Source organism: Enterobacter sp. JH25 (assembly GCF_021725435.1).
GTDB lineage: Bacteria > Pseudomonadota > Gammaproteobacteria > Enterobacterales > Enterobacteriaceae > Enterobacter > Enterobacter intestinihominis.
The window spans coordinates 3,680,085-3,703,794 of sequence record NZ_CP091319.1; the positions used below are offsets into that span (position 1 = coordinate 3,680,085).

21 protein-coding genes are annotated in these 23,710 nt (G+C 55.0%); 9 read left to right on the forward strand and 12 right to left on the reverse strand.

The genetic code is table 11. From position 1 onward, the window contains the following. Positions 1–350 precede the first annotated feature (350 nt). The gene (gene galR, locus L2Y28_RS17575) at positions 351–1,373 is read left to right on the forward strand and encodes an HTH-type transcriptional regulator GalR (protein WP_003862806.1); all 1,023 of its coding nucleotides are present in this window, start codon (positions 351–353) and stop codon (positions 1,371–1,373) included. Here galR and L2Y28_RS17580 read toward each other — a convergent pair. The 4 genes from L2Y28_RS17580 to L2Y28_RS17595 form a co-directional block, all read right to left on the reverse strand. Next, positions 1,328–1,804, reverse strand: a complete 477-nt coding sequence (locus L2Y28_RS17580; protein ID WP_022649242.1) for a GNAT family N-acetyltransferase — start codon at positions 1,802–1,804, stop codon at positions 1,328–1,330. The genes galR and L2Y28_RS17580 overlap by 46 nt on opposite strands. Then, positions 1,801–2,574 (reverse strand): GntR family transcriptional regulator, encoded by a 774-nt coding sequence (locus L2Y28_RS17585; protein ID WP_022649243.1) that lies wholly within the window; start codon positions 2,572–2,574, stop codon positions 1,801–1,803. The genes L2Y28_RS17580 and L2Y28_RS17585 overlap by 4 nt, the downstream gene beginning before the upstream one ends. A gap of 78 nt (positions 2,575–2,652) precedes the next feature. After that, on the reverse strand, positions 2,653–4,080 hold the full coding sequence (locus L2Y28_RS17590; RefSeq protein ID WP_022649244.1) for a glycoside hydrolase family 1 protein: 1,428 nt from the start codon (positions 4,078–4,080) through the stop codon (positions 2,653–2,655). A 7-nt stretch (positions 4,081–4,087) separates the two neighbouring features. Continuing rightward, positions 4,088–5,413 (reverse strand): PTS sugar transporter subunit IIC, encoded by a 1,326-nt coding sequence (locus L2Y28_RS17595; RefSeq protein ID WP_006811828.1) that lies wholly within the window; start codon positions 5,411–5,413, stop codon positions 4,088–4,090. A gap of 299 nt (positions 5,414–5,712) precedes the next feature. Between L2Y28_RS17595 and L2Y28_RS17600 the strand changes: the two genes are divergently transcribed. Then, positions 5,713–6,750: a LacI family DNA-binding transcriptional regulator gene (locus tag L2Y28_RS17600; protein ID WP_022649245.1), complete on the forward strand. Its 1,038-nt coding sequence runs from the start codon at positions 5,713–5,715 to the stop codon at positions 6,748–6,750. On the opposite strand, the gene lysA is transcribed toward L2Y28_RS17600, so the two are convergent. After that, complete coding sequence (gene lysA / locus L2Y28_RS17605; RefSeq protein ID WP_022649246.1) at positions 6,720–7,982, reverse strand: diaminopimelate decarboxylase; 1,263 nt, start codon at positions 7,980–7,982, stop codon at positions 6,720–6,722. The two genes, L2Y28_RS17600 and lysA, sit on opposite strands and share 31 nt — an antisense overlap. Positions 7,983–8,102: 120 nt before the next feature. Here lysA and L2Y28_RS17610 point away from each other — a divergent pair, with 120 nt between their 5' ends. After that, entirely contained in the window at positions 8,103–9,029 is a 927-nt protein-coding gene (locus L2Y28_RS17610) for a LysR family transcriptional regulator (protein WP_022649247.1), read from the forward strand. On the opposite strand, the gene L2Y28_RS17615 is transcribed toward L2Y28_RS17610, so the two are convergent. Further along, on the reverse strand, positions 9,024–9,716 hold the full coding sequence (locus tag L2Y28_RS17615; RefSeq protein ID WP_022649248.1) for an aspartate/glutamate racemase: 693 nt from the start codon (positions 9,714–9,716) through the stop codon (positions 9,024–9,026). The two genes, L2Y28_RS17610 and L2Y28_RS17615, sit on opposite strands and share 6 nt — an antisense overlap. Positions 9,717–9,851: 135 nt before the next feature. On the opposite strand from L2Y28_RS17615, the gene L2Y28_RS17620 reads away from it, so the two are divergent. Further along, a complete protein-coding gene (locus L2Y28_RS17620; protein WP_022649249.1) occupies positions 9,852–10,175 on the forward strand; it encodes a cupin domain-containing protein in 324 nt (107 codons plus the stop codon). Positions 10,176–10,208: 33 nt separating this feature from the next. On the opposite strand, the gene wzz(fepE) is transcribed toward L2Y28_RS17620, so the two are convergent. Further along, the gene (gene wzz(fepE), locus L2Y28_RS17625) at positions 10,209–11,345 is read right to left on the reverse strand and encodes an LPS O-antigen length regulator Wzz(fepE) (RefSeq protein WP_022649250.1); all 1,137 of its coding nucleotides are present in this window, start codon (positions 11,343–11,345) and stop codon (positions 10,209–10,211) included. A 542-nt stretch (positions 11,346–11,887) separates the two neighbouring features. Here wzz(fepE) and L2Y28_RS17630 point away from each other — a divergent pair. From L2Y28_RS17630 to L2Y28_RS17645, 4 genes are read left to right on the forward strand one after another with little or no spacing between them, the layout of a single operon-like run. Beyond that, a complete protein-coding gene (locus tag L2Y28_RS17630) occupies positions 11,888–12,778 on the forward strand; it encodes a carbohydrate ABC transporter permease (RefSeq protein ID WP_003862825.1) in 891 nt (296 codons plus the stop codon). Continuing rightward, positions 12,771–13,673 carry a carbohydrate ABC transporter permease gene (locus L2Y28_RS17635; RefSeq protein ID WP_022649251.1) on the forward strand — a complete coding sequence of 301 codons (903 nt, stop codon included), beginning with the start codon at positions 12,771–12,773 and terminating at the stop codon, positions 13,671–13,673. Before L2Y28_RS17630 ends, L2Y28_RS17635 begins: the two co-directional genes overlap by 8 nt. 12 nt (positions 13,674–13,685) lie before the next feature. Then, a complete protein-coding gene (locus L2Y28_RS17640; protein WP_017382861.1) occupies positions 13,686–14,813 on the forward strand; it encodes an ABC transporter ATP-binding protein in 1,128 nt (375 codons plus the stop codon). 13 nt (positions 14,814–14,826) lie between these two features. Next, entirely contained in the window at positions 14,827–16,113 is a 1,287-nt protein-coding gene (locus L2Y28_RS17645; RefSeq protein ID WP_022649252.1) for an ABC transporter substrate-binding protein, read from the forward strand. A gap of 70 nt (positions 16,114–16,183) precedes the next feature. Here the strand turns inward: L2Y28_RS17645 and L2Y28_RS17650 are convergent, their stop codons facing one another. The 3 genes from L2Y28_RS17650 to kduI form a co-directional block, all read right to left on the reverse strand. Next, positions 16,184–17,599 carry a sugar porter family MFS transporter gene (locus L2Y28_RS17650; protein WP_022649253.1) on the reverse strand — a complete coding sequence of 472 codons (1,416 nt, stop codon included), beginning with the start codon at positions 17,597–17,599 and terminating at the stop codon, positions 16,184–16,186. Between the two features lie 312 nt (positions 17,600–17,911). Beyond that, complete coding sequence (gene kduD, locus L2Y28_RS17655; RefSeq protein WP_003862835.1) at positions 17,912–18,673, reverse strand: 2-dehydro-3-deoxy-D-gluconate 5-dehydrogenase KduD; 762 nt, start codon at positions 18,671–18,673, stop codon at positions 17,912–17,914. A gap of 63 nt (positions 18,674–18,736) precedes the next feature. Continuing rightward, positions 18,737–19,573: a 5-dehydro-4-deoxy-D-glucuronate isomerase gene (kduI, locus tag L2Y28_RS17660; RefSeq protein ID WP_017382863.1), complete on the reverse strand. Its 837-nt coding sequence runs from the start codon at positions 19,571–19,573 to the stop codon at positions 18,737–18,739. Positions 19,574–19,873: 300 nt separating this feature from the next. Between kduI and L2Y28_RS17665 the strand changes: the two genes are divergently transcribed. Further along, a complete protein-coding gene (locus L2Y28_RS17665) occupies positions 19,874–21,049 on the forward strand; it encodes an oligogalacturonate lyase family protein (RefSeq protein WP_022649254.1) in 1,176 nt (391 codons plus the stop codon). 416 nt (positions 21,050–21,465) lie between these two features. On the opposite strand, the gene L2Y28_RS17670 is transcribed toward L2Y28_RS17665, so the two are convergent. Next, the gene (locus L2Y28_RS17670) at positions 21,466–22,149 is read right to left on the reverse strand and encodes an oligogalacturonate-specific porin KdgM family protein (protein WP_022649255.1); all 684 of its coding nucleotides are present in this window, start codon (positions 22,147–22,149) and stop codon (positions 21,466–21,468) included. A gap of 317 nt (positions 22,150–22,466) precedes the next feature. Further along, on the reverse strand, positions 22,467–23,645 hold the full coding sequence (locus L2Y28_RS17675) for an acetyl-CoA C-acetyltransferase (RefSeq protein WP_022649256.1): 1,179 nt from the start codon (positions 23,643–23,645) through the stop codon (positions 22,467–22,469). Positions 23,646–23,710: the final 65 nt, after the last annotated feature.

Here is a 23,710-nt window from a genome sequence, read left to right on the forward strand (position 1 = left end):
GCTGTTACAGGTTGAACTTACAGGCAAAAAAAAACCTGCGTAAAACGCAGGTTGGTGTAAATCGTGTTAATCAACCGAAGTTGATTCCACCTATCAATACCTCTGGGATCTCGACTCTAGCAATTCACAACGCATCGTTGCCAACGGACAATCGCAACAGCCTGAGGCAAAGTGTAACTAAAGGTTCAGATTGACATTATTCAGACATGACTGGCCGTGTAACGATTACACCGCGAGGGATGTTCTGCTTCACGTTTGCAGAGGACGCTCACCCGCTCCCCTTGAATGCGCGCCGCTTTTCCGCAACACTAGTTAGTGTGTAAACGCTTACCCCTATAAGAAGGTATTGAATGGCGACAATTAAGGATGTGGCTCGTCTGGCCGGTGTTTCCGTCGCGACCGTCTCCCGCGTGATCAACAACTCCCCTAAAGCGAGTGATGCATCACGCCAGGCCGTGCAGGACGCCATGGAAAACCTGAATTATCACCCTAACGCCAACGCACGCGCCCTTGCCCAACAGTCGACAGAAACCATCGGGCTGGTGGTCGGGGATGTATCCGATCCGTTTTTCGGTGCGATGGTCAAAGCCGTAGAACAAGTTTCTTATCACACCGGTAATTTCCTGCTGATTGGTAATGGCTACCACAATGAACAGAAAGAACGCCAGGCCATTGAGCAGTTGATCCGTCATCGCTGTGCGGCGCTGGTGGTCCATGCCAAAATGATCCCCGACGCCGAACTGATCCATCTGATGAAACAGATGCCGGGGATGGTGATTATCAACCGTATTATTCCCGGATTTGAAACCCGCTGCGTGGCGCTCGACGACCGTTACGGCGCATGGCTCGCAACCCGTCACCTGATCCAGCAGGGCCATACCCGAATTGGTTATCTGTGCTCCAACCACCCAATTTCCGATGCGGAAGATCGCCTTCAGGGCTATTACGACGCGCTGCGCGAAGCCGGTCTGCCGTGCAACGATCGTCTTGTGGCGTACGGAGAACCGGATGAGAGTGGCGGCGAGCAGGCGATGACCGAGCTGCTGGGCCGCGGGCGGAATTTCACCGCCGTGGCCAGCTATAACGACTCCATGGCCGCCGGCGCGATGGGCGTGCTGAATGATAACGGAATCGACGTCCCGGCAGAAATTTCGCTGATTGGCTTTGATGATGTGCTGGTGTCGCGCTACGTGCGCCCTCGCCTGACCACCGTGCGCTACCCGATTGTGACCATGGCAACGCAGGCGGCAGAACTGGCGTTAGCGCTGGCCGAGCATCGCCCGCCACCGGAAATTACCCACCTGTTCAGCCCAACCTTAGTGCGCCGTCACTCGGTGGTATCGCCCGCGGAAGCCGTGAGCGAACAGCGATAGAGATGGACGGTTTTATCCGGGTATTCCAGCGCATCACCGATGTAGTGCCAGCCGTAACGTTCGTAGAAGTCGCGGCAGGCAGACCAGAGATGAAGCTCGTGATACCCGGCGCGTCGCGCGTAGCCGATAACATGCTGCTGAAGTTTTCCCGCCAGCCCGTTTCCCCGCGCGGCTTCATCGACATACAGCGCAGCCAGCCAGGGATGAAGATCCTGTCGGGAAATTAAATCGCAACGCCACAACCCAACGGTGCCCAGCAGCTGGTCATCATCAACGGCAATAAAGGTGAGCGGTAACTCGCCTGGCGTCAGGCTGTGCTCGACAATGCTCTGGAAAAAGGCACGCGGCATACCTTCACCAAACGCGTTCCAGATCCAGTCGATCACCTGCTGTGTAAACTGCGGCGCAGCGTGAAGCGGCAGTATATTCACACCAGCTTCCCCTGGAAAAGAGGGACCGATTCGAAGAGATAGCCGTCAAAATCGGGCGCGTCTTCGTCTGACAGCTCAAGCAGGCTCTTTTTGACGTTTTCAAGATGCTGGAACATCGCCTGCCACGCCCCCATCACGTCGCGGCGGCGGAGCGCAGCGAGAATGGTTTGCCTGTCTCCGAGCCACTTCAGGCGCCAGGCGCGGCTGGCGATATGGCCATTGAACTGCTGCCACAGCGGACTGCTGTCCATGTGATGCCAGACGCTCTCAACCGTCGCCAGCAGCATCTGGTTTTGTGTGGCCCCAGCCAGCACCAGGTGGAACATTTTGTTGTTGTCCTGACTGCGATCGTCGACGGCAATCGCCCGTTGCTCTTGCTCGATAATGCGGCGCAGGTTGTCGATGTCCGCCCGTGTCGCCATTTTTGCGGCAAAGGCAGCGATGTTGCTTTCAAGCAGTTGACGCGCCTGGAGAATTTCAAACGGCCCAACGTCACTGTTCAGAAAACGCTCTTCCTCGTTTTCATGCTCTTCCGGAATGCGCATCACGTACACGCCTGACCCCTGGCGAATATCCACCGTTCCCTGAAGCTCAAGCATCAGCAGCGCCTCGCGCACGATAGTGCGGCTGACGCCATACGTCTCGGCGATGTTGCGCTCCGGCGGCAGACGCGATCCCACGGGATAATGCCCCTGGATAATCTGCGCCCGTAAATCCTCGCCAATTTCCTGGTACTGTTTTTTTTCCGGCAGGATGACAGCCTTATCCACGTTTTCACCTGTGTTTTTCAGTTAATGCGCGGGCCGGACGTCCCCCCGGCCAGTTTGTGCGCTATTTTACCAGAAGGCTTACTTCCATTCATCGTCTACCCTGAGCGTCAGCACACGCTCATCGCGCAGCTGGCGGAACCAGGACGCTGATTTCTTTGCCCGCCGTGCGCGTTGATTTTCAAGGTCGATCTCAATCAGCCCGTAGCGGTTTTTAAACGCGTTCATCGGGGAGACATTGTCGGTGAAGGCCCACAGCATATAACCGTGACAGTTTGCCCCCGCCTCCCGCGCCAGCAGCGTGTAGTAGAGATGTTCGCTGATAAACGCGATGCGGTACGTGTCGTCAATGACACCGTCACGATTGCGATACTGCACTTCGTTCTCCACGCCCATCCCGCTTTCCGCCACAAACCAGTCAATGTTGCGATAGTCGTTTTTAATCCGCATCGCCATGTCGTAAATAATGCGCGGAAAGATCTCCCAGCCGCGGGAGGTGTTCATACGCCGTCCGGGCAGCTCAAACGGCTCGTAGTAGTACGCCGGATGGAACGGCGTCTCCGGGTGCCAGGCGCGGGACGGGGCTTTGACGCGATGCGGGTAATAGAGGTTAATGCCCAGCTCATCGACGGTGTTGTCGGCAATCAGCGCCAGCTCGTCAGCCGTGTAGTCCCACTGCACCTGATGCTGCGCCAGCAGGGTAAAGAGCGCCTGCGGATAGCGCCCGTGCACCAGCGGGTCGAGAAAGACGCGGTTGTAGAACAGATCGTACATCTCTGCCGCTCGCACGTCATGCGGCGTGCGGGAGCGCGGATAGGTCACTTCCGGGTTAAGAATACAGCCCACCGTGCCGTCATACCCTTTCTCGCGAAACAGCTTCACCACTTTCGCCGTCGCCAGCACCTTATGGTGGTTCCACTGCATCCAGGTGCTGGTGCTCTGCTCATAGGGCCAGCGCAGCGCGTCAAGGTAGACGCGCGTCTGGACCACAATCGGTTCGTTGAAGGTAAACCAGCGGGTGACTTTGCCGTGAAAGCGCTCAAATACCTTTTCTGCATAGCGAACGAACAGCTCGACGACGTGCTTTGACGCCCAGCCGCCGTAGGTCTCCAGCAGCACGCCCGGCAATTCGTAGTGTTCCAGGCAGATCATCGGCTCAATGCCCTGACGGTGCATTTCATCGAACAGCGCGTCGTAATACGCGGCGTACTCTTCATCTACCGTCGCATTTTCATAGTCGGTTAAAAAGCGCGACCAGTTGATCGAAGTGCGATAGTGCGTCAGTCCCGCCTGCTTCATCAGCGCTACATCTTCGCGGAAGCGATTGATAAAGTCGGTTGCCACCGCCGGACCATAGCCGTTATGCCAGACGTGACGATCGTTCATGTACCAGAGATCGATCCACGAATCCTGCCCCGGCTTTTTGCCGCTCCAGCCCTCGGTCTGCCAGGCCGATGCCGCCGCGCCCAGAATAAAATCTTGCGGTATGGCTATCTGTTTTGTGCTCATCGTATCCTCATGCGTTATCGGTGGCTTGTTGCAGTGCGGCCTGCTCTGCGCGGCGTGAAGCAATTTTCACAAACGGCAGATAGATAATCACCGCGGTCACGATGCAGATAAACTGGGTGATGACCGCCCCCATGGAGCCCGCCGTTGACAGCCAGGCGTTGATCAGCGGCGGCGTGGTCCAGGGCACCATCACCACGGCTTTCCCGGCAAATCCGGTCACGGTGGCAAAGTAGCCAATCGAGCCCGTCACCAGCGGCGTGATGATGAAGGGGATAGCCAGGATCGGGTTGAGCATGATTGGCATACCGAAGATCACCGGCTCATTGATATTAAAAATACCCGGCCCGATGGAGAGCTTGGCTATCTCCTTCATCTCTTTACGTTTGGTGGCAATCATGACGGCTATCAGCAGGCCGATGGTCAGGCCGGAGCCGCCGATGCTCATATAGACGTCCCAGAACGGCATGGTGATGATGTTTGGCACCTCTTTGCCCTGCTCGAACGCGCTCATGTTAACGGTGATTGCCCCCAGCAGCAGCGGCTCGCGGATCGGCTTGATCATCTGGTTGCCGTGAATACCAATCACCCAGAACAGCTGGGCGACAAACATCAGCAGAAGGATCCCCGGCAGGCTTTGCACCACGCGCTCCAGCGGCTGTTGCACCACCTGGTATACCGCGTCGTAGAGATACATGCCGGTAACCTGATGAAACACGAAGCCAAAGGTGGCGATGGCGGTGGTGGTGATAATGGCCGGGATCAGCGCAGAGAACGACGCGGCAACGTTCGGCGGCACCGTGTCCGGCATCCTGATTTTCAGCCCCTTGCGGTTTTCCAGCCAGCAGTAGATCTCCACCGACAGGATGGCGATAAACATACCGAGGAACAGGCTGCGGGTATCTGAGAACTGGCGCAGCAGCACATCTTTCACCACGTGCATCTCACCGTCCACCAGCATTTCCACCGTGGTCGGCGTCACGCAGATAAAGCAGATCACCGCCAGCAGGCCGGGGAACAGGGACTTAATGCCGTTAATACGCCCCAGCTCAATGCCGATTAAAAACACCGCGCCGATGTTGAGAAAGTTCAGCGTGGCGTAGTTGAGCGCGCTGGTGATCGGCTTTAAGGCCGCGAGAAACGACAGCGACTGAAAGCTCGCCAGACCGTTTTTCGGATCCAGCACCATATTGGAGATCAATACCGAGAACGCCCCCACTATGATGACTGGCATTAAGGTAATAAACGCAGACTTGATCGCCTGGATATAGCGATAGCTGTTGAAGGTAGTGGCAAAACTGCCCAGAGCGTCGATCAGTTTTTCCTGAAATGCCATAGGGTAATACCTCAGTAAAAGGGCTTTTATTGAATAAGGTGTACAGCCGGATACTATTGGTATGCCAAAAATAGCGTCCACAGGCGATTTGTTCTGTGATTAAGCTCCCAACGCCGTTAGAGGTATTCCAGATTATGATTTATCACCATTTTGGTATACCAATGACAGGCATTTATTCCGCGGGCGAGGATCGTTACTGAAAAGCGTGATCGTTATGGGGTTTTGTCCTTCCCACGTCGCTTATGCGCCGGATGGTCTGTGTTAAACTGCAAACCATTACGTGGAAACAGGAATTTCGAATGGCAACAATGCTGGATGTCTCACTGCGTGCGGGCGTGTCGAAGGCCACCGTTTCGCGCGTGCTGAACGGCACAGGTCAGGTTAAAGAGAGCACGCGCCAGCAGGTATTTCGCGCGATGGAGGAGCTGGGCTATCGTCCGAACTTTCTCGCGCGCTCGCTGGCTAACCAGACCAGCAACAGCATCGGTCTGGTCGTCTCGACGTTCGACGGTTTTTACTTTGGTCGTTTGCTACAGCAGGCGTCACGGCAGACCGAAACGCACGGTAAACAGCTGATTGTTACCGACGGTCACGATGCCCCTGAACAGGAAGAACTGGCGGTGCAGATGCTCGCCGACCGCAAGTGCGACGCCATCGTGCTGTACACGCGTTACATGAGCGAAAAGACGATCCTGAAGCTGATCAACAGCGTGCAGACGCCGCTGGTGATCATTAACCGCGAAGTGAGCCAGGCGGCGGATCGCTGCGTCTTCTTTGAACAGCAGGACGCAGCCTTCAAAGCGGTGGATTACCTGATAAGCCAGGGCCATCGGGAGATCGCCTGTATCACCGTCCCGATCCACACCCCAACGGGTAAAGCGCGGCTGATGGGCTACCGTAAGGCGCTGGAGAAGCACGGTATTCGTCTCGATGAGCGGCGGATTAAATACGGCGATGCAGGCATGACGCGGGGTTACGAGCTGTGCAAGGAGCTGATTGCGGAAAAGACATCGTTCAGCGCCCTGTTTGCCTGTAACGATGACATGGCCCTGGGCGCCTCCAAAGCATTACACCAGGCCGGGCTGAAGATCCCGCAGGATATTTCGCTGTTTGGTTTTGACGATGCCCCCAGCGCAAAGTGGCTGGAGCCTGCCCTGTCGTCGGTGTATTTGCCGATCGACAACATGATCGTCACGGCGATCGACCAGGCGATCCGGCTGGCAAAAAACCAGCCGGTTGAAGCGATCCCACCGTTCACCGGCACGCTGGTGTTACGCGATTCGGTGACAACAGGGCCCTGGTTTAATCAGACCAGCTCTAACGCCAGCAATTCCTGAATGGTCTGGCGACGGCGAATCAGCCGCGCCACGCCATTATCAAACAGCACTTCCGGCAGCAGCGGACGGCTATTGTAGTTCGAAGACATAGACGCCCCGTACGCACCGGTATCATGCAGCACCAGATAATCTCCCGGTTTTACCTCTGGCAGCGAACGGGTTTCGACTTTCCCGCCTTCCTGCTGAGTAAAGACGTCACCGGATTCACACAGCGGGCCGGCAACAACGGTCTCGATGCGCGGGGCGTTGACCAGATCGCGGCCATCGGCGGCAAGCGCGGTGATGTGATGATAGCTGCCGTACATGGACGGGCGCATCAGGTCGTTGAAGCCAGCATCAATCAGCACAAAGTGACGGCTTCCCATCTCCTTCACGCTCCGCACCTGCGCCACCAGCACGCCAGCTTCGGCGACCAGGAAACGACCCGGCTCAATCTCCAGCTTCACCGCATGGCCCAGATGAGCGGCGATGCTGTCACGCGCGGCGCTCCACAGGCCGTAATAGTGATCCGTGTCGATCGCCTCTTCCCCTTCGCGGTAAGGGATCGAAAGCCCTCCCCCGGCGGAGATCGCCTCCAGATCCTGACCAAAATCGATAACCTGACGCACCATCGCGCCACAGACCTGCTCAAGATGGCCATAATCCACGCCGGATCCGATATGCATGTGAATACCCACCAGCTTAAGGTTGTAACGTTGTAAAACCTCCAGCGCCGCAGGCATATCGGCATACCAAATCCCGTGCTTGCTGTTTTCGCCCCCGGTGTTGGTTTTCTGACTGTGACCGTGACCAAAGCCTGGATTGATGCGCAGCCAGACGCGATGGCCCGGGGAAACCAGCCCAAGCTGTTCCAGCATATCCACCGAACCGGCATTCACCGGGATTTGCAGCTCGTGCACGCGCGCCAGCGTGGCGTCGTCTATCAGGTCAGCGGTGAAGACGATCGCGTCGCTATCGGCCTTTGGATCAAACCCGGCCGCCAGCGCACGTTCGATTTCACCCAGCGATACGGAGTCAACCTTCACGCCCTGCTCGCGCATCAGGCGCAGAATATGAATATTGGAGCAGGCCTTCTGCGCAAAACGCACCACGTCAAACTGATGCAGCGCGGCGATTTTCTCGCGAACAATCTGCGCATCGTAGACCCACACCGGACAGCCGAATTCGGCAGGCAGGCGCAGCAGGTTATCGGCGTTTAAATCGGTTTCGGTCTGGTTGAGCGGGCGTGGCATGGTCGTCTCCGGTATTCTGTTTTTTATCATTACGCCACAGCCTGAAGAGAATAAAAAATATCGTTTTATCGTGAGTCTATGCAAAAATGATATGGACCACGCTCAGCCATCAGGTGCCCTATGCCCGCCGTTAACCTACGCCATATCGAGATTTTTCATGCGGTGATGACCACCGGCAATCTCACTGAAGCCGCGCAGATGCTGCACACCTCGCAGCCGACGGTCAGCCGCGAGCTGGCGCGTTTTGAGAAAGTGCTGGGGCTGAAGTTGTTTGAACGCACCCGCGGCAGGCTGCATCCAACGGTGCAGGGTTTACGCCTGTTTGAGGAGGTTCAGCGCTCCTGGTACGGGCTGGACAGGATCGTGAGCGCGGCAGAGAGCCTGAGGGAGTTCCGCCAGGGTGAGTTGTCCATCGTCTGCCTGCCGGTCTTTTCTCAGTCGTTCCTGCCGGTACTGCTACAGCCGTTTCTGGCCCGCTATCCGGAGGTCAGCCTGACCATCGTGCCGCAGGAGTCGCCGCTGCTGGAGGAGTGGCTTTCGGCCCAGCGCCACGATCTGGGTCTGACCGAAACCCTCGTCACGCCAGCGGGAACGGAACGCACGGAGCTGCTCTCGCTGGATGAGGTCTGCGTGCTGCCTGCCAGCCACCCGCTTGCTTTCAAAGCAGTTCTGACCCCGGCAGATTTTCACGGTGAGAACTATATCAGCCTGTCGCAGACCGACAGCTACCGACAGCTTCTGGATGGCCTGTTTGCCGAACATCAGGTGAAGCGGCGGATGGTGATGGAAACGCACAGTGCGGCATCAATTTGCGCGATGGTGCGCGCGGGCGTGGGTATTTCGGTGGTGAACCCGCTCACGGCTATGGACTACGCCAGCAGCGGCGTGGTTCTGCGCCGTTTTAGCGTTTCCGTTCCCTTTACCGTAAGCCTGATCCGCCCGCTGCACCGGCCCGCCTCAGCGCTGGTTGATGCCTTTAGTGAACACCTGATTGCGCACGCGCGTCAGGTGGCGCTTCGGTTACCTGACCTGCAAAAACCTTTATGACAGCATAAACTCCACCGCATCCGCGGCATGGATGGCGGCGGTATCAAAGACCGGTATCGGGCTTTGGTCTGCCGGCACCAGCAGGCCAATTTCGGTACAGCCGAAGATGACTCCTTCCGCCCCCTGCTGCGCCAGTTTCTCAATCACGCTGACGTACCAGGCGCGCGAAGCTTCGCTGAAGGTGCCGAGGCACAGTTCATCAAAAATAATCTGGTTAATGCGCGCCCGGTCTGCCTCCTCCGGGATCAGGCTTTCAATCCCGAACTGGCTACTCAGCCGCCCGCGGTAAAAATCCTGCTCCATGGTGTAGCGCGTCCCCAGCAGCGCCACGCGCGTCATGCCGGCGGCACGTATGGCACGCCCGGTGGCATCCGCGATATGTAAGAACGGCAGCGAACAGCGGTCTTCAATATGCGACGCCACCTTATGCATGGTGTTGGTACACAGCAGAATACCCTGCGCGCCCGCACGCTCCAGGCCAAGTGAGGCGTCTGCCAGCATTTGCCCGGCTTTGTCCCACTCCCCGCTCGACTGGCAGGCTTCTATTTCATGGAAATCCACGCTGTGCAGCAGCAGGCTGGCCGAATGCAGACCGCCCAGACGCTGTTTGACGCCTTCATTAATCAGGCGGTAGTACGGGATCGTTGATTCCCAGCTCATGCCCCCTAACAGACCGATCGTTTTCATCTTTCCTCCTGTACGTTTCACCCAGTGAAGCAAACTTGTGATCGCCTTTCCAGTTATTTGGCTAAACGTTTTCTTTTCGCTGCGGCTGAGATAAGTTAAATGAAACAATGTTTCATTACATAACAGGGCGAAAATATGTTTATTTTCCATAAAGAGACCACGCTTGAGGATTTGGGCAACGGCGTGACGCGTCGTATTCTGGCGCACGACGGCAGGATGATGGCAGTGGAAGTGAATTTCGAGCAAGGTGCGATTGGCCCGCTGCATAACCACCCGCATGAGCAGCTCACCTACGTTCTCTCGGGGGAATTTGAGTTCACCATTGGCGAGGAAAAGCATGTGGTAACGGCGGGCGACACTCTCTATAAAAAGCCGCACGTGATGCACGGCTGCGTTTGCCTCAAACCCGGCACCTTGCTGGATACCTTTACGCCGGTACGCGAGGATTTCCTGAAATAAAAAAAGGCGCTCATCAGAGCGCCTTTTTTCATGTTATTCCGTAACCGGCTCAGGAAGTTGTTCCGGCAGCGGGTTGCGGGAGCGCATTGCTTCGCGCAGCAGCACGCTGCCACAGGCGAACAGCCCACCCAGAATACCCGCCAGCAGCACGATCAGTGCTTTGCCCGGGCCATCTTTTTTCACCGGCATAGAAGGAGAGAGCTGGTATTTGAACGGCTCCAGGCTCACGTCTTCGAAGGAGAGTTTTTGCAGCTGCGCCAGATAGTATTCGCGGTTCTGGAAATCGGCGTTCAGCTCAGAAACATCCTTCAGATTTTTTTCAATCTGCAATTTCTGCGCAATCCCGTCCGCGCCGAGCGCGACGGAGTAATCCGGATCGTCTTTCACCGCCTGTCCGTTACTGTAAACCGGCTTTTTGATCCCTGCCGCGTTCGCCACTTCCAGCGAGTAGTTAAGGCGTTGCAGGTTGGTATTGTGGATATTGGTCAGTCGAACCCGATCCATCTCCAGCTGCTGCTGAACCGTTTTGGTTCTCAGGATCAGCTGATCGCGGATGTTTTGCATGGTCTCCTGCTCGACGATGCGGGAAATGTACTGAATGTAACCATTCAACACTTTCTGCGCGTCCTCTGCCGTTGGGGCAGTGAAGCTTAACGTCCAGGAGAGATACGGTGCTTTATCAGCATTTTTTTCCTGGGTGTTATCAATAGCCTTCATCTTTTCGGCGATATTGACCACCGCGCGGTGCAGCTCCAGCGGGTCAACCTCGGCGCCATCGAGCTGAGCCATCACGTAAGGAGAGCTCTTCATGTACTCTTCAAGCAGGGACTGAGACTGAAACTTTTTGATAAACAGATTAAATACATCCGCACGGGTAACTTTAACGTCCACATCAAGCACCTGCAGCGTCACCATCATCTGGCGCAGCGAACTCCACTGCGTCTGTTCCGCTGGCGTAATGACCGCTTTACTGGTCCATTTTTGCGGTATCAGGAAGGCGATTGCCAGGCCGACCAGTGCAAATGCAAACACAATGGTAATGATGCGTTTTTTTGCTGCCAGCAGGACGTCCAGCAGACCCAGGAGATCTATTTCTTTAGCGCTCACCGCCGGGGGAGCATAGTGAGGAAAGTTGAGATCCGTATGTTGTTTGAAATCCATTGCTGACATAACTGTTCTTCTTTTAAGGATGCAGTGAAATTCTGCCTGACTGGTTCCGGTTTGAGAAATCATACAAGAATGTAAGAATTATCTGAATGCCGAATTGGTACATCTGTAGACCTGCTATCAGATCTGGTAGTTAGCCACGCTGCGTGACTATTGTTTTTCCCGTTTCCACTTGTGCTTCGTCTCGCCTCCTCGCAGTCCCGACGAACGTCCGTGAAAGTCAAAAATGCCACCTCCCTCACTATATTGAAACAGTGTTTCGACGCTGATCACATTTCCATCATTAAGCGAATGACGCAGAAATAAATCGCAATAATATAAAATAAAACGATGTTTTAGCATCCAAGAACGGCGGTTCAGCTCTTTTGAAACCCAACGCATTTAGCGCAAAGAGGAAGGCAAAAAAGCGTTAATAAACAATTTTATATTTAGCCGACGCCAGATATTGCACCCTAAAATTCAGCTCTCATGCCGCGCGATGCTGGCCTGGGAAGATGTAACAAAGCAGATTCCGTTTTAAACCATTGATCGCCAGGTAGGTATGTATGAATGAAAACAAGCTGCTGGGGCTCGCATGGATATCACCCTACATCATCGGGTTGATACTCTTTACGGCATTCCCCTTCGTCTCATCATTTTTCCTCAGCTTTACGGATTACGATTTGATGAGTCCGCCGGTGTTTAACGGCATCGAAAACTATCGCTACATGTTTACCGAAGACACGCTCTTCTGGAAATCCATGGGCGTGACCTTTGCATACGTATTTTTAACCATTCCGTTAAAGCTCGCCTTCGCATTAGGGATTGCCTTTGTCCTGAACTTTAAATTACGCGGCATCGGATTTTTCCGTACTGCCTACTATATTCCGTCGATCCTCGGCAGTTCCGTCGCCATTGCCGTATTGTGGCGCGCCTTATTTGCGATCGATGGCCTGCTGAACAGCTTTATCGGCGTATTTGGTTTTGACCCGGTGAACTGGCTGGGTGAACCGTCACTGGCGCTAATGTCCGTTACCCTGCTGCGCGTCTGGCAGTTCGGTTCCGCGATGGTCATCTTCCTGGCCGCGCTGCAAAACGTACCGCAGTCCCAGTATGAAGCGGCGATGATCGATGGCGCATCGAAATGGCAGATGTTCATGAAGGTGACCGTGCCGCTGATTACGCCGGTGATCTTCTTCAACTTCATCATGCAGACCACGCAGGCGTTCCAGGAATTTACCGGGCCGTACGTGATCACCGGCGGCGGGCCGACCTATTCGACCTACCTGTTCTCGCTCTACATCTACGACACCGCGTTTAAGTATTTCGATATGGGTTATGGCGCGGCGCTGGCGTGGATCCTGTTCCTGGTGGTGGCCGTCTTCGCCGGTATCGCCTTTAAATCGTCGAAATACTGGGTGTTCTACTCCGCCGATAAAGGAGGCAAAAATGGCTGATATTCAACAACTCTCCACGGCAAGAAGCATCGCCGAACGCGAAGTAGCCCGCACGCTGCGCAGAGAGAAAATCAATGCCACCGTTCGCTATGCGATCCTGCTGTTTGTCGGCCTGCTGATGCTTTACCCGCTGGTGTGGATGTTCTCCGCGTCGTTCAAACCGAACCACGAGATCTTCACCACCCTGAGCCTGTGGCCTGCACATGCCACCTGGGACGGCTTCATCAACGGCTGGAAAACCGGCACCGAGTACAACTTCGGCCACTACATGCTGAACACCTTTAAGTATGTGATCCCGAAAGTGATCCTGACCATTATCTCCTCCACCATCGTGGCGTATGGCTTTGCCCGCTTCGAGATCCCGTGGAAGAAGTTCTGGTTCGCCACGCTCATTACCACCATGCTGCTACCCAGCACCGTGCTGCTGATCCCGCAGTACCTGATGTTCCGTGAAATGGGCATGCTGAACAGCTATATGCCGCTGTACCTGCCGCTGGCCTTCGCCACCCAGGGGTTCTTCGTCTTCATGCTGATCCAGTTCCTGCGCGGCGTCCCGCGTGACATGGAAGAGGCGGCGCAGATTGACGGCTGTAACTCCCTTCAGGTGCTGTGGTACGTGGTTGTGCCGATCCTTAAACCGGCCATTATCTCCGTCGCCCTGTTCCAGTTCATGTGGTCCATGAACGACTTTATCGGGCCGCTGATTTATGTCTACAGCGTGGATAAATACCCGATTGCACTGGCGCTGAAAATGTCCATCGACGTCACCGAAGGGGCGCCGTGGAACGAAATTCTGGCAATGGCGAGCATCTCCATTCTGCCATCCATCATTGTCTTCTTCCTGGCACAGCGCTACTTCGTACAGGGCGTCACCAGCAGCGGAATTAAAGGTTAAGAGGGAAATACCATGGCTGAAGTTATTTTCAACAAGCTGGAAAAGGTCTACTCCAACGGTTTTAAAGCGGTACACGCTATCGATCTTAAAATCGCCGAAGGGGAATTTATGGTGATCGTCGGCCCATCCGGCTGCGCCAAATCCACTACTCTGCGCATGCTGGCGGGACTAGAAACCATCAGCGGCGGCGAGGTGCGTATCGGCGACAAGATCGTGAACAACCTCGCGCCGAAAGAGCGCGGGATTGCGATGGTGTTCCAGAACTACGCCCTCTATCCACACATGACGGTGCGCGAGAATCTGGCCTTTGGCCTCAAGTTGAGCAAGCTGCCGAAAGATCAGATTGAGTCCCAGGTGAATGAAGCCGCCAAAATTCTTGAGCTTGAAGAGCTGCTCGACCGCCTGCCGCGCCAGCTTTCCGGGGGCCAGGCGCAGCGCGTGGCGGTAGGCCGTGCGATTGTGAAAAAACCGGATGTGTTCCTGTTCGATGAGCCGCTTTCAAACCTCGACGCCAAACTACGCGCCTCGATGCGTATCCGTATTTCCGACCTGCATAAGCAGCTGAAGAAATCCGGAAAACCGGCGACCACCGTTTACGTGACCCACGACCAGACCGAAGCGATGACCATGGGCGACCGCATCTGCGTGATGAAGCTCGGCCATATCATGCAGGTGGACACGCCGGACAACCTCTACCACAAGCCGAAGAACATGTTCGTGGCGGGCTTTATCGGCGCGCCGGAGATGAATATACGCAAAAGCGTGCTGGTCGAAAAAGCGGGCCAGCTGCACATCGCCATTGGCGATGAAACCATGCCGCTGAACGCGGAGAAGCAGGAGAAAGTCGCGGCTTACGCGGGTCAGGAGATCTTCTACGGCGTGCGCCCGGAATTTGTATCGCTCTCTGATGAGCCCTTCCCGGACGGCGGCTGTAGCGGGGAGATGGTGCGCGTTGAAAACATGGGCCACGAATTCTTTGTGTACCTGAAGGTCGCGGACTATGAACTGACCGCCCGAATCCCGTCCGATGAAGCTAAGCCAATGATTGATAAGGGCCTTCATCGTAAGGTGTATTTCACGTTTGAGATGAACAAGTGTCATATTTTTGACGCAAAAACTGAACAGAACCTCTCTCTCTGATGGAGTGATAAAAATGAAAAACGTGCTTTTAAGCGCAGCAATCTCCGCGACCCTCGGCCTTACCGCTTTGCCATCGATGGCGCAGAATGTGGATTTACGGATGTCCTGGTGGGGCGGCAATGGCCGTCACCAGGTCACTCTGAAAGCGCTGGAAGAGTTCCATAAGCAGAACCCGGACATCAACGTGAAAGCGGAATACACCGGCTGGGACGGTCACCTCTCCCGTCTGACCACCCAGATTGCGGGCGGCACCGAGCCGGACGTCATGCAGACGAACTGGAACTGGCTGCCGATCTTCTCCAAAACCGGTGACGGCTTCTACGATCTGAACAAGTTGAAGGAGGTGATCGACCTGTCGCAGTTCGATCCCAAAGAGCTGCAAACCACCACCGTGGATGGCAAGCTGAACGGCATTCCGATCTCGGTGACGGCGCGGGTGTTCTACTTCAATGACGAAACCTGGAAAAAAGCGGGTATTGCGTACCCGAAAACCTGGGACGAGCTGATGGCAGCCGGTAAAACCTTCGAGAGCAAGCTCGGTAAGCAATACTACCCGGTGATCCTCGAGCACCAGGATACGCTGGCGCTGCTGAATTCGTACATGATCCAGAAGTACAACATTCCTGCGGTGGATGAGAAAACCAAAAAGTTCAGCTACACAAAGGAACAGTGGGTGGAGTTCTTCCAGACCTACAAAAAGCTGATCGACAGCCACGTCATGCCGGACACCAAATACTATGCCTCGTTTGGTAAGAGCAACATGTATGAGATGAAGCCGTGGATCCAGGGAGAATGGGGCGGCACCTATATGTGGAACTCCACCATCAACAAATATTCCGACAACCTGAAGCCACAGGCGAAACTGGAGCTGGGCAGCTACCCAATGCTGCCGGGCGCCACCGACGCGGGCCTGTTCTTCAAACCGGCGCAAATGCTGTCGATTGGTAAGTCGACCAAAAACCCGGAAGCGGCGGCGAAGCTGATTAATTTCCTGCTCAACAGCAAAGAAGGGGTCGATACGCTGGGCCTTGAGCGTGGCGTACCGCTGAGCAAAGTAGCGGTGCAGTATCTGACTGAAGACGGCACCATTAAAGAGGACGATCCTTCCGTGGCAGGCCTGCGTCTGGCGCAGTCGCTGCCGGCGAAACTCACCGTCTCGCCATACTTTGACGACCCACAGATTGTGGCGCAGTTCGGTACTTCTTTGCAGTATATCGACTACGGCCAGAAAACCGTGGAAGAGACGGCCGCTGACTTCCAGCGTCAGGCGGAGCGTATTTTGAGACGTGCGATGCGGTAAACACTAAGCCGTTTACCGGGCCTACACGGTATCGTAGGCCCGGTAAGCGAAGCGCCACCGGGCAATTACATTACACGCCGATATTACGTAGTTTCTCCCCTCTCATCAGCTTGCGTTCAATATGCTCCAGTGTCACGCCCTTGGTTTCGGGGATCAGCCAGAAGGTCACACCGATAAACGCCACGTTCAGCACCGTATAGAGCCAGAAGGTGCCTGCCGCGCCAATCGCATCCAGCAGCGTCAGGAAGGTCGCGCCAATGATCATGTTCGACACCCAGTTGGTGGTGGTGGAACAGGTGATACCAAAGTCGCGGCATTTCAGCGGCTGTATTTCAGAGCACAGGATCCACACCACCGGCGCGGCGCTCATCGCGTAACCGGCTATACACATCATGGTCATGCCCACGGAGAGCCAGGAGAGGCCGCTTGACGCCGTGCCGTTATCGAACTGCATCAGGCAGTAGCCAAGGATTAAGGTGCCGAGCGCCATCACGCTAAAGCCAATTTTCAGGGCGGGTTTACGTCCGGCCTTATCAACGGTGAAAACCGCGATAAAGGTGGCGAACATAAAGGTCAGCCCCACCACCAGCGTGGCGATCATCTGCTGTTCGGTGGTGGTAAAACCGGCCATTTTAAAAATGCGCGGGGCGTAATACATAATGATGTTCATCCCCGTAAACTGCTGCATCGCCTGTAACAGCATGCCGAGGAACACTGCGCGGCGCACGTTGCGGTTCGCCTTAAACAGGGACCAGCCGCCCTGCTTCAGCTTCAGGCTTTCGCGGATTTCGTTCAGCTCTTCACGCGCTTTTTCAGACGTGTCGCGCAACATGCGCAGCACCTCTTCCGCCTCCACGTGACGCCCTTTTTGCGCCAGCCAGCGCGGGCTGTTCGGCAGGAAAATGACTAACACAATCAGCACCAGCGCAGGCAGCGCCAGCACGCCAAGCATTGCCCGCCAGTTGCCGCTGTAGCTGAAGTACGTATCCGACAGAAACGCCAGCACGATACCGAGCGTCACCATCAGCTGATACATACTGATCATCTTCCCGCGCACGTTCTCACTTGCCATTTCAGAGAGATAAAGCGGCGCGGTGTAGGACGCGATACCCACCGCTACGCCAAGCAACACGCGTGAAAGCAGCAGCACTTCTATGTTTGTCGCAAACGCGGAGCCGATGGAGCCTGCGACGAACAGGATCGCCCCAACCATCAGGCTGTATTTGCGCCCGAGACGGAACGACAGCCAGCCGTTAAACAACGCGCCGATGGCCGCGCCCAGCATCATGCTGCTCACCACCCACTCTTGCAGGCGGTTGCTTAACGTAAAGTGGTCGGTAATAAAGGGCAGTGCGCCAGCGATAACGCCGATATCCAGACCAAACAGTAGACCGGCTACGGCGGCCGCAACAGAAACAAACTGGTTCATGCGTCGGGTATCGCGCAGCGCAGCGGGCATAAGGGTAGAGTCATTTATAGATGTCATAGTTTCCTGCCTCAACAGCGAAATTCGTTAAGTGAAATTACGAGATACCGGAAGAAAGTGTCAGGTCGGAACTGGTGAAGATATGGATTATTTCGCTACGACATACCGTTCTGTGATGGACATTACAATTTCAAATCAGGGTGGTTTAACCTTATTTTTTATTAATTAGTTAATATTTAAGCAATAAATGTGTGATACCCGTCATTTATTCCTTTTTAGTATGGATTTTTCATCTTTAAGGATATGGATAAAGCCAATTTTGGCGCAAAAAAAACCTCCACCCGAGGGCAGAGGTTCTTTATTAAGGCTGAATTAACGTGCCAGCCAGCCGCCGTCAACGGCGACGGTATAGCCGTTAATGTAATCCGAAGCCGGAGAAGCCAGGAACACAACCGGGCCCATCAGATCGCTCGGCAGACCCCAGCGACCCGCTGGAATACGTTCCAGAATTGCCGCGCTGCGCTCTTCATCAGCACGCAGCTGCTGGGTATTGTTGGTGGCCATGTAGCCCGGCGCAATCGCGTTGACGTTGATATTGTGCTGCGCCCACTCGTTCGCCAGCAGACGGGTCACGCCCATCACGGCGCTCTTCGATGCGGTGTAAGACGGTACGCGGATGCCGCCCTGGAAAGAGAGCATGGAGGCAATATTGATGATCTTCCCGCCTTTCCCCTGCGCGATGAAGTGCTTCGCAGCCGCCTGGGACATAAAGAACACGCTCTTGATGTTCAGGTTCATCACGTCGTCCCAGTCCGTTTCGCTGAAGTTAATCGCATCTTCACGGCGAATCAGGCCCGCATTGTTGACCAGAATATCGATATGCCCGAACTCCGCCACCGCGCGATCCAGCAGTTCAGGGATCGCATCGATTTTGCGCAGGTCCGCGGTCAGGCTCAGGAAACGACGGCCCAGCGCGGTGACGCGCTCGATGGTTTCCGTTGGCTCTACGATGTTAATCCCGACGATATCACAGCCCGCTTCCGCCAGACCTAACGCCATACCCTGCCCCAGCCCGGTGTCACACCCGGAAACCACAGCCACTTTACCCTGCAGAGAAAATGCATCCAGAATCATGTTTGTTCCTTAATCGTTCAGCGCCTGTCACCAACAGGCAGATGTATGCTTAACTGCCTGCGACTAGCGCAGATCCTTAACAGCGACGTGGTCCATGTCATCGAAGACCTGGTTTTCACCGACCATACCCCAGATAAAGGTATAAGCTTTCGTTCCCACGCCAGAGTGGATGGACCAGCTTGGCGAAATGACCGCCTGCTCGTTGTGCATCACGATATGGCGAGTTTCCTGGGGCTGTCCCATCATGTGGAACACGCAGGCATCTTCATCCATGTTGAAGTAGAAATAGACTTCCATGCGGCGCTCGTGGGTATGGCACGGCATGGTGTTCCACAGGTTGCCCGGCGCAAGCTCGGTCAGCCCCATGCTGAGCTGGCAAGTTTCCAGCACATCCGGTACGAAGTATTTATTGATGGTGCGGCGGTTGCTGGTGAGGTTGTCACCAAGGGTCACCGGGGCAACGTCCGCTGGCGTGACTTTTTTGGTTGGGTAAGTCGTATGAGCCGGGGCGCAGTTGTAGTAGAACTTCGCCGGTTTGCTGCCATCGATGCTGGCGAACACCACTTCTTTCGCGCCTTTTCCGACGTACAGCGCGTCACGGTGACCAATTTCGTAGCACTGGCCATCGACGGTTATGGTGCCCGGCCCGCCAATGTTAATCACGCCCAGTTCACGGCGTTCGAGGAAGTAGCTCACGCCCAGCTGTTTGCCCACTTCACCGCCCACGGACACGGTTTTCGCCACCGGCATAATCCCGCCCACAATAATGCGGTCAATATGGCTGTAGACCATGGTGTACTTGTCGGCTTCGAACACTTGCTCAACTAAAAACTCACTGCGCAGCCCCTGAGTATCCAGCGTTTTTGCGTGCGCACTGTGGATGCTTTGTCTGACGTCCACGTAAACCTCCAGAATTGATCGTGCCCGAAGGCAAAGATGAATAACGAAACAATGTTCCGTTTTCGTGATGAACACATATTATCCCCTGTACATGGGGTTTTCAATCACATTTAAAACAACGTTTCATTTTTTCTGTATGTTTATGCCAGAAATGGTGTTTCGATCACGATAAATCTTTAAGCCCCTCAATCTGGCTAAAGAAACTGAGAATTTGCGCTGTCAGTCACACACAATGAAACGATGTTTTGATAATTTAACACCTAGTTTTCAACCTATATTACGCGTTCAAAGGAGTGCATTATGGCTAAAGGTATGCGGGTCAAGCTGAACTACGAGGTCAGCCGCGATCCGGATACAGGCGTGGAAGTTACCCGCCTGACCCCACCGGAAGTAACCTGTCATCGCAACTACTTTTACCAGAAGTGCTTCTTTAACGATGGCAGCCACCTGCTGTTCGCCGGGGAGTTCGACGGTCACTGGAACTATTACCTGCTGGATCTGAAAAACGCCGAAGCGGTGCAGCTGACCGAAGGCGCGGGCGATAACACCTTTGGCGGGTTCCTCTCTCCGGACGATCAATCCCTCTACTATGTGAAGAACGATCGCACCCTGCTTGAGGTGGATTTAAAGACGCTGGCAGAGCGCGAAGTGTACCGTGTCCCGGAAGAGTGGGTTGGCTACGGCACCTGGGTCGCGAACAGCGACTGCACCAAACTGGTGGGTATTGAGATTGCCAGACGTGACTGGACGCCACTCAACGACTGGAAAATTTTCCACGACTTCTTCCACAAAGGGCCGCACTGCCGCCTGCTGCGCGTTGATCTAAAAACGGGTGAAAGCACCACCATCCATGACGAGAAGATCTGGCTGGGACATCCGATTTATCGCCCGTTCGATGACAATACCGTGGCCTTCTGTCATGAAGGGCCACACGACCTGGTTGACGCCCGCATGTGGCTGGTCAACGAAGATGGCAGCAACGTGCGGAAAGTGAAAACGCACGCGGAAGGGGAAAGCTGCACGCATGAATTTTGGGTGCCGGACGGATCCGCACTGATCTACGTCTCTTACCTGAAAGGTCAGCAAGGGCGCACCATCTCCCGCTTCAATCCGGACACCGGCGTGAATGAAGCGGTAATGAACATGCCCGCCTGTTCGCACCTGATGAGCAACGTAGACGGCACCATGCTGGTTGGCGACGGTTCCGGCACGCCTGTCGATGTGAAAGACACCGGCGGCTACACCATTGATAACGATCCTTATCTGTATGCCTTTGACGTGGCGAAGAAAGCCTATTACCGCATTGCCCGTCATGACACTTCCTGGGCTACGGTGGCGAACAGCCGCCAGGTAACCCACCCGCATCCGTCCTTCACGCCGGACGAAAAAGCGGTGCTGTACAGTTCCGATAAAGACGGCAAACCGGCCCTCTATATCGCGAAACTCCCCGAGCAACCTGAAATGTTGCATGCCTGAATGAGTTAGTGTTTCTGTAACTGGCCTTGCCCTCCGATTCGGAGGGCTTTTTTTTGGGTGTTTGCGGCGCTTTTTGCCGGGTGGCGCTAACGCTTACCCGGCCTACGAAACGACTGATTGGAGAGAAAGTGTATCCGGGTAAGCGCATCGCCATCCGGCATACGAAACGACGGAGTGGAAGGAAAGTGTAGGCCGGGTAAGCGCATCGCCATCCGGCATACGAAACGACGGAGTGGAAGGAAAGTGTAGGCCGGGTAAGCGCAGGGCCACCCGGCATACGAAACGACGGAGTGGAAGGAAAGTGTAGGCCGGGTAAGCGCAGGGCCACCCGGCATACGAAACGACGGAGTGGAAGGAAAGTGTAGGCCGGGTAAGCGAAGCGCCACCCGGCGGTTTTTAGCGAAGAAGCTGGATTATCAGAAGGAGTACGCCACGCCTAAACGGAAACGGGTCTGGCGTTCGTCAGTGTCTTTAACCCCCACGTTGCCCACCTCAACATACGGTGCCCAGTTTTTATCCCATTTGTAGGCGAGCTTGGCGTTATATTCATTGGAATAATCTTTATTGTTATTTCGGGCCACGCCTTCAGAGCTTTTCGCGTAAACATAGTTCAGCTCGGTACGCCAGTCACCTAATACCCAACCGACCCACGCATCACCACGGTTAACTTTATCATCGTCCTTATTTGAGCTTGACGGGTAGCGGGTATATTCATAACGGTAACGCGCGGCCACGTAGAAGCCATTATCGAAACTATATTGCACATGCAGATTCGGTTTATAAATGGTACGACTGTCTGTGCTTTCAATCGTAAACGCAGGCGTCAGGGCGATATTGTCTGTCGCTTTCCAGCGCCAGCTAATCTGATCTTCGTGACCGTTCCCCACCACATCCGCGAATGGCTGATCTGCCTTGTCCCCGCCTGATTTCCACTTCGCCTCGACTGAAAAACCGAAGCCATTATCAAAGCGGTGCGAGACGGCAACACGGTCGGCATTCGAGCCGCTGTCAATATATTCGTGACGCAGATCGACGGTAACGGCGCTAACCGCAAAAGAGGCACTAATAAGGGAAGCAAGGAGCAGAGATTTCTTAAACATGAAAAAACCCTCAATTAAAATAACGTTTCGTTTTTATGAAACTTGAGTTTATTTTTTATGTACCGTTATTTTAGTGACAAGGATCGAAATTATTTGTTTCATTTTTTTTGGCAAAGATCGACGTGAACCTCATCAACAAAAAAGGCGTATAACGCATAAATTCCAGGCGTGAGATCACACTAAGAACTTCACAAAGCGAATAATTCACCGCGCAATAATTATTGTGGGCTTAAGAAAGAACGCAGAAGTGTTAAAAAAGGATTCTGCGGACATAAAAAAACCTCCCGAGGGAGGCTTTCTGTGCGCAGAGGGGGAAATTACCGTTCGATAGCCAGGGCTACCCCCTGCCCTCCGCCAATGCAGAGCGTTGCGATCCCTTTTCGGGCGTTACGCTTTTTCATTTCGTGGACTAGCGACACCAGAATGCGGCAGCCGGAAGCGCCAATAGGATGACCGAGCGCGATCGCACCGCCGTTGACGTTGACCCGTAGCGGATCCCATTCCAGCATTTTCCCGACCGAGATCGCCTGTGCAGCAAAGGCTTCATTGACTTCAATCAGATCTACATCGTTCAGCTGCCAGCCCGCCCGCTCAAGACAGCGGCGCGTGGCATAGACCGGGGCGATCCCCATTAACGCAGGATCAACACCCACGCTGGCAAACGCTTTGATGCGCGCCAGTACCGGCAGCGCCAGCTCCTGGGCTTTGCTTTCACTCATCATCATCACCGCCGCCGCACCGTCGTTAATGGAGGATGCGTTACCTGCCGTTACAGAACCGAGCGTTTCGAAGGCCGGATCGAGTTTTGCCAGCCCTTCTGCGCTGGCATCGGTGCGCGGCTGCTCGTCGGTATCAACGATGAGCGCTTCGCCGTTCTGGCGTTGGGTACTGACCGGGACAATTTCATCGCGAAAACGGCCGGAGTCGATCGCTGCACGCGCTTTTTGCTGCGAGCTAAGCGCATACGCATCCTGAAGCTCGCGGCTGATGCCGTATTCCCGCGCCAGGTTTTCCGCCGTTACGCCCATATGGTAGTCGTTGAAGGCGTCCCACAGCCCGTCATGAACCAGGCTGTCAAGCAGTTGACTGTTCCCGAGCTGCGCGCCGGTCCGGCTGTCGGTCAGGACATGCGGGGCGCGGCTCATATTTTCCTGCCCTCCGGCAATGACCACGTCCGCTTCACCGCACTGGATGGCCTGCGTCGCAAGGTGGAGCGCTTTCAAACCTGAACCACAGACGTCGTTGATGGTAATCGCCGAAACGGTATTAGGCAGGCCGCCCTTCAGCGCCGCCTGGCGCGCAGGGTTTTGTCCCGCGCCAGCGGTCAGCACCTGGCCGAGGATCACCTCATCAATTTCATGTGCGGCAACCCCGCTGCGTTCCACCAGCGCTCTTACCACCACGCTGCCGAGATCAACCGCAGAGTGACGCGCAAGCGCTCCCTGAAAACAGCCGATAGCCGTACGTAACGCACCCACTATAACGACATCTTTCATCACGACCTCTGTGCAAAATGACATGACGATAGTAGAGGATTGTTATCAACAATTGACGCAAATGT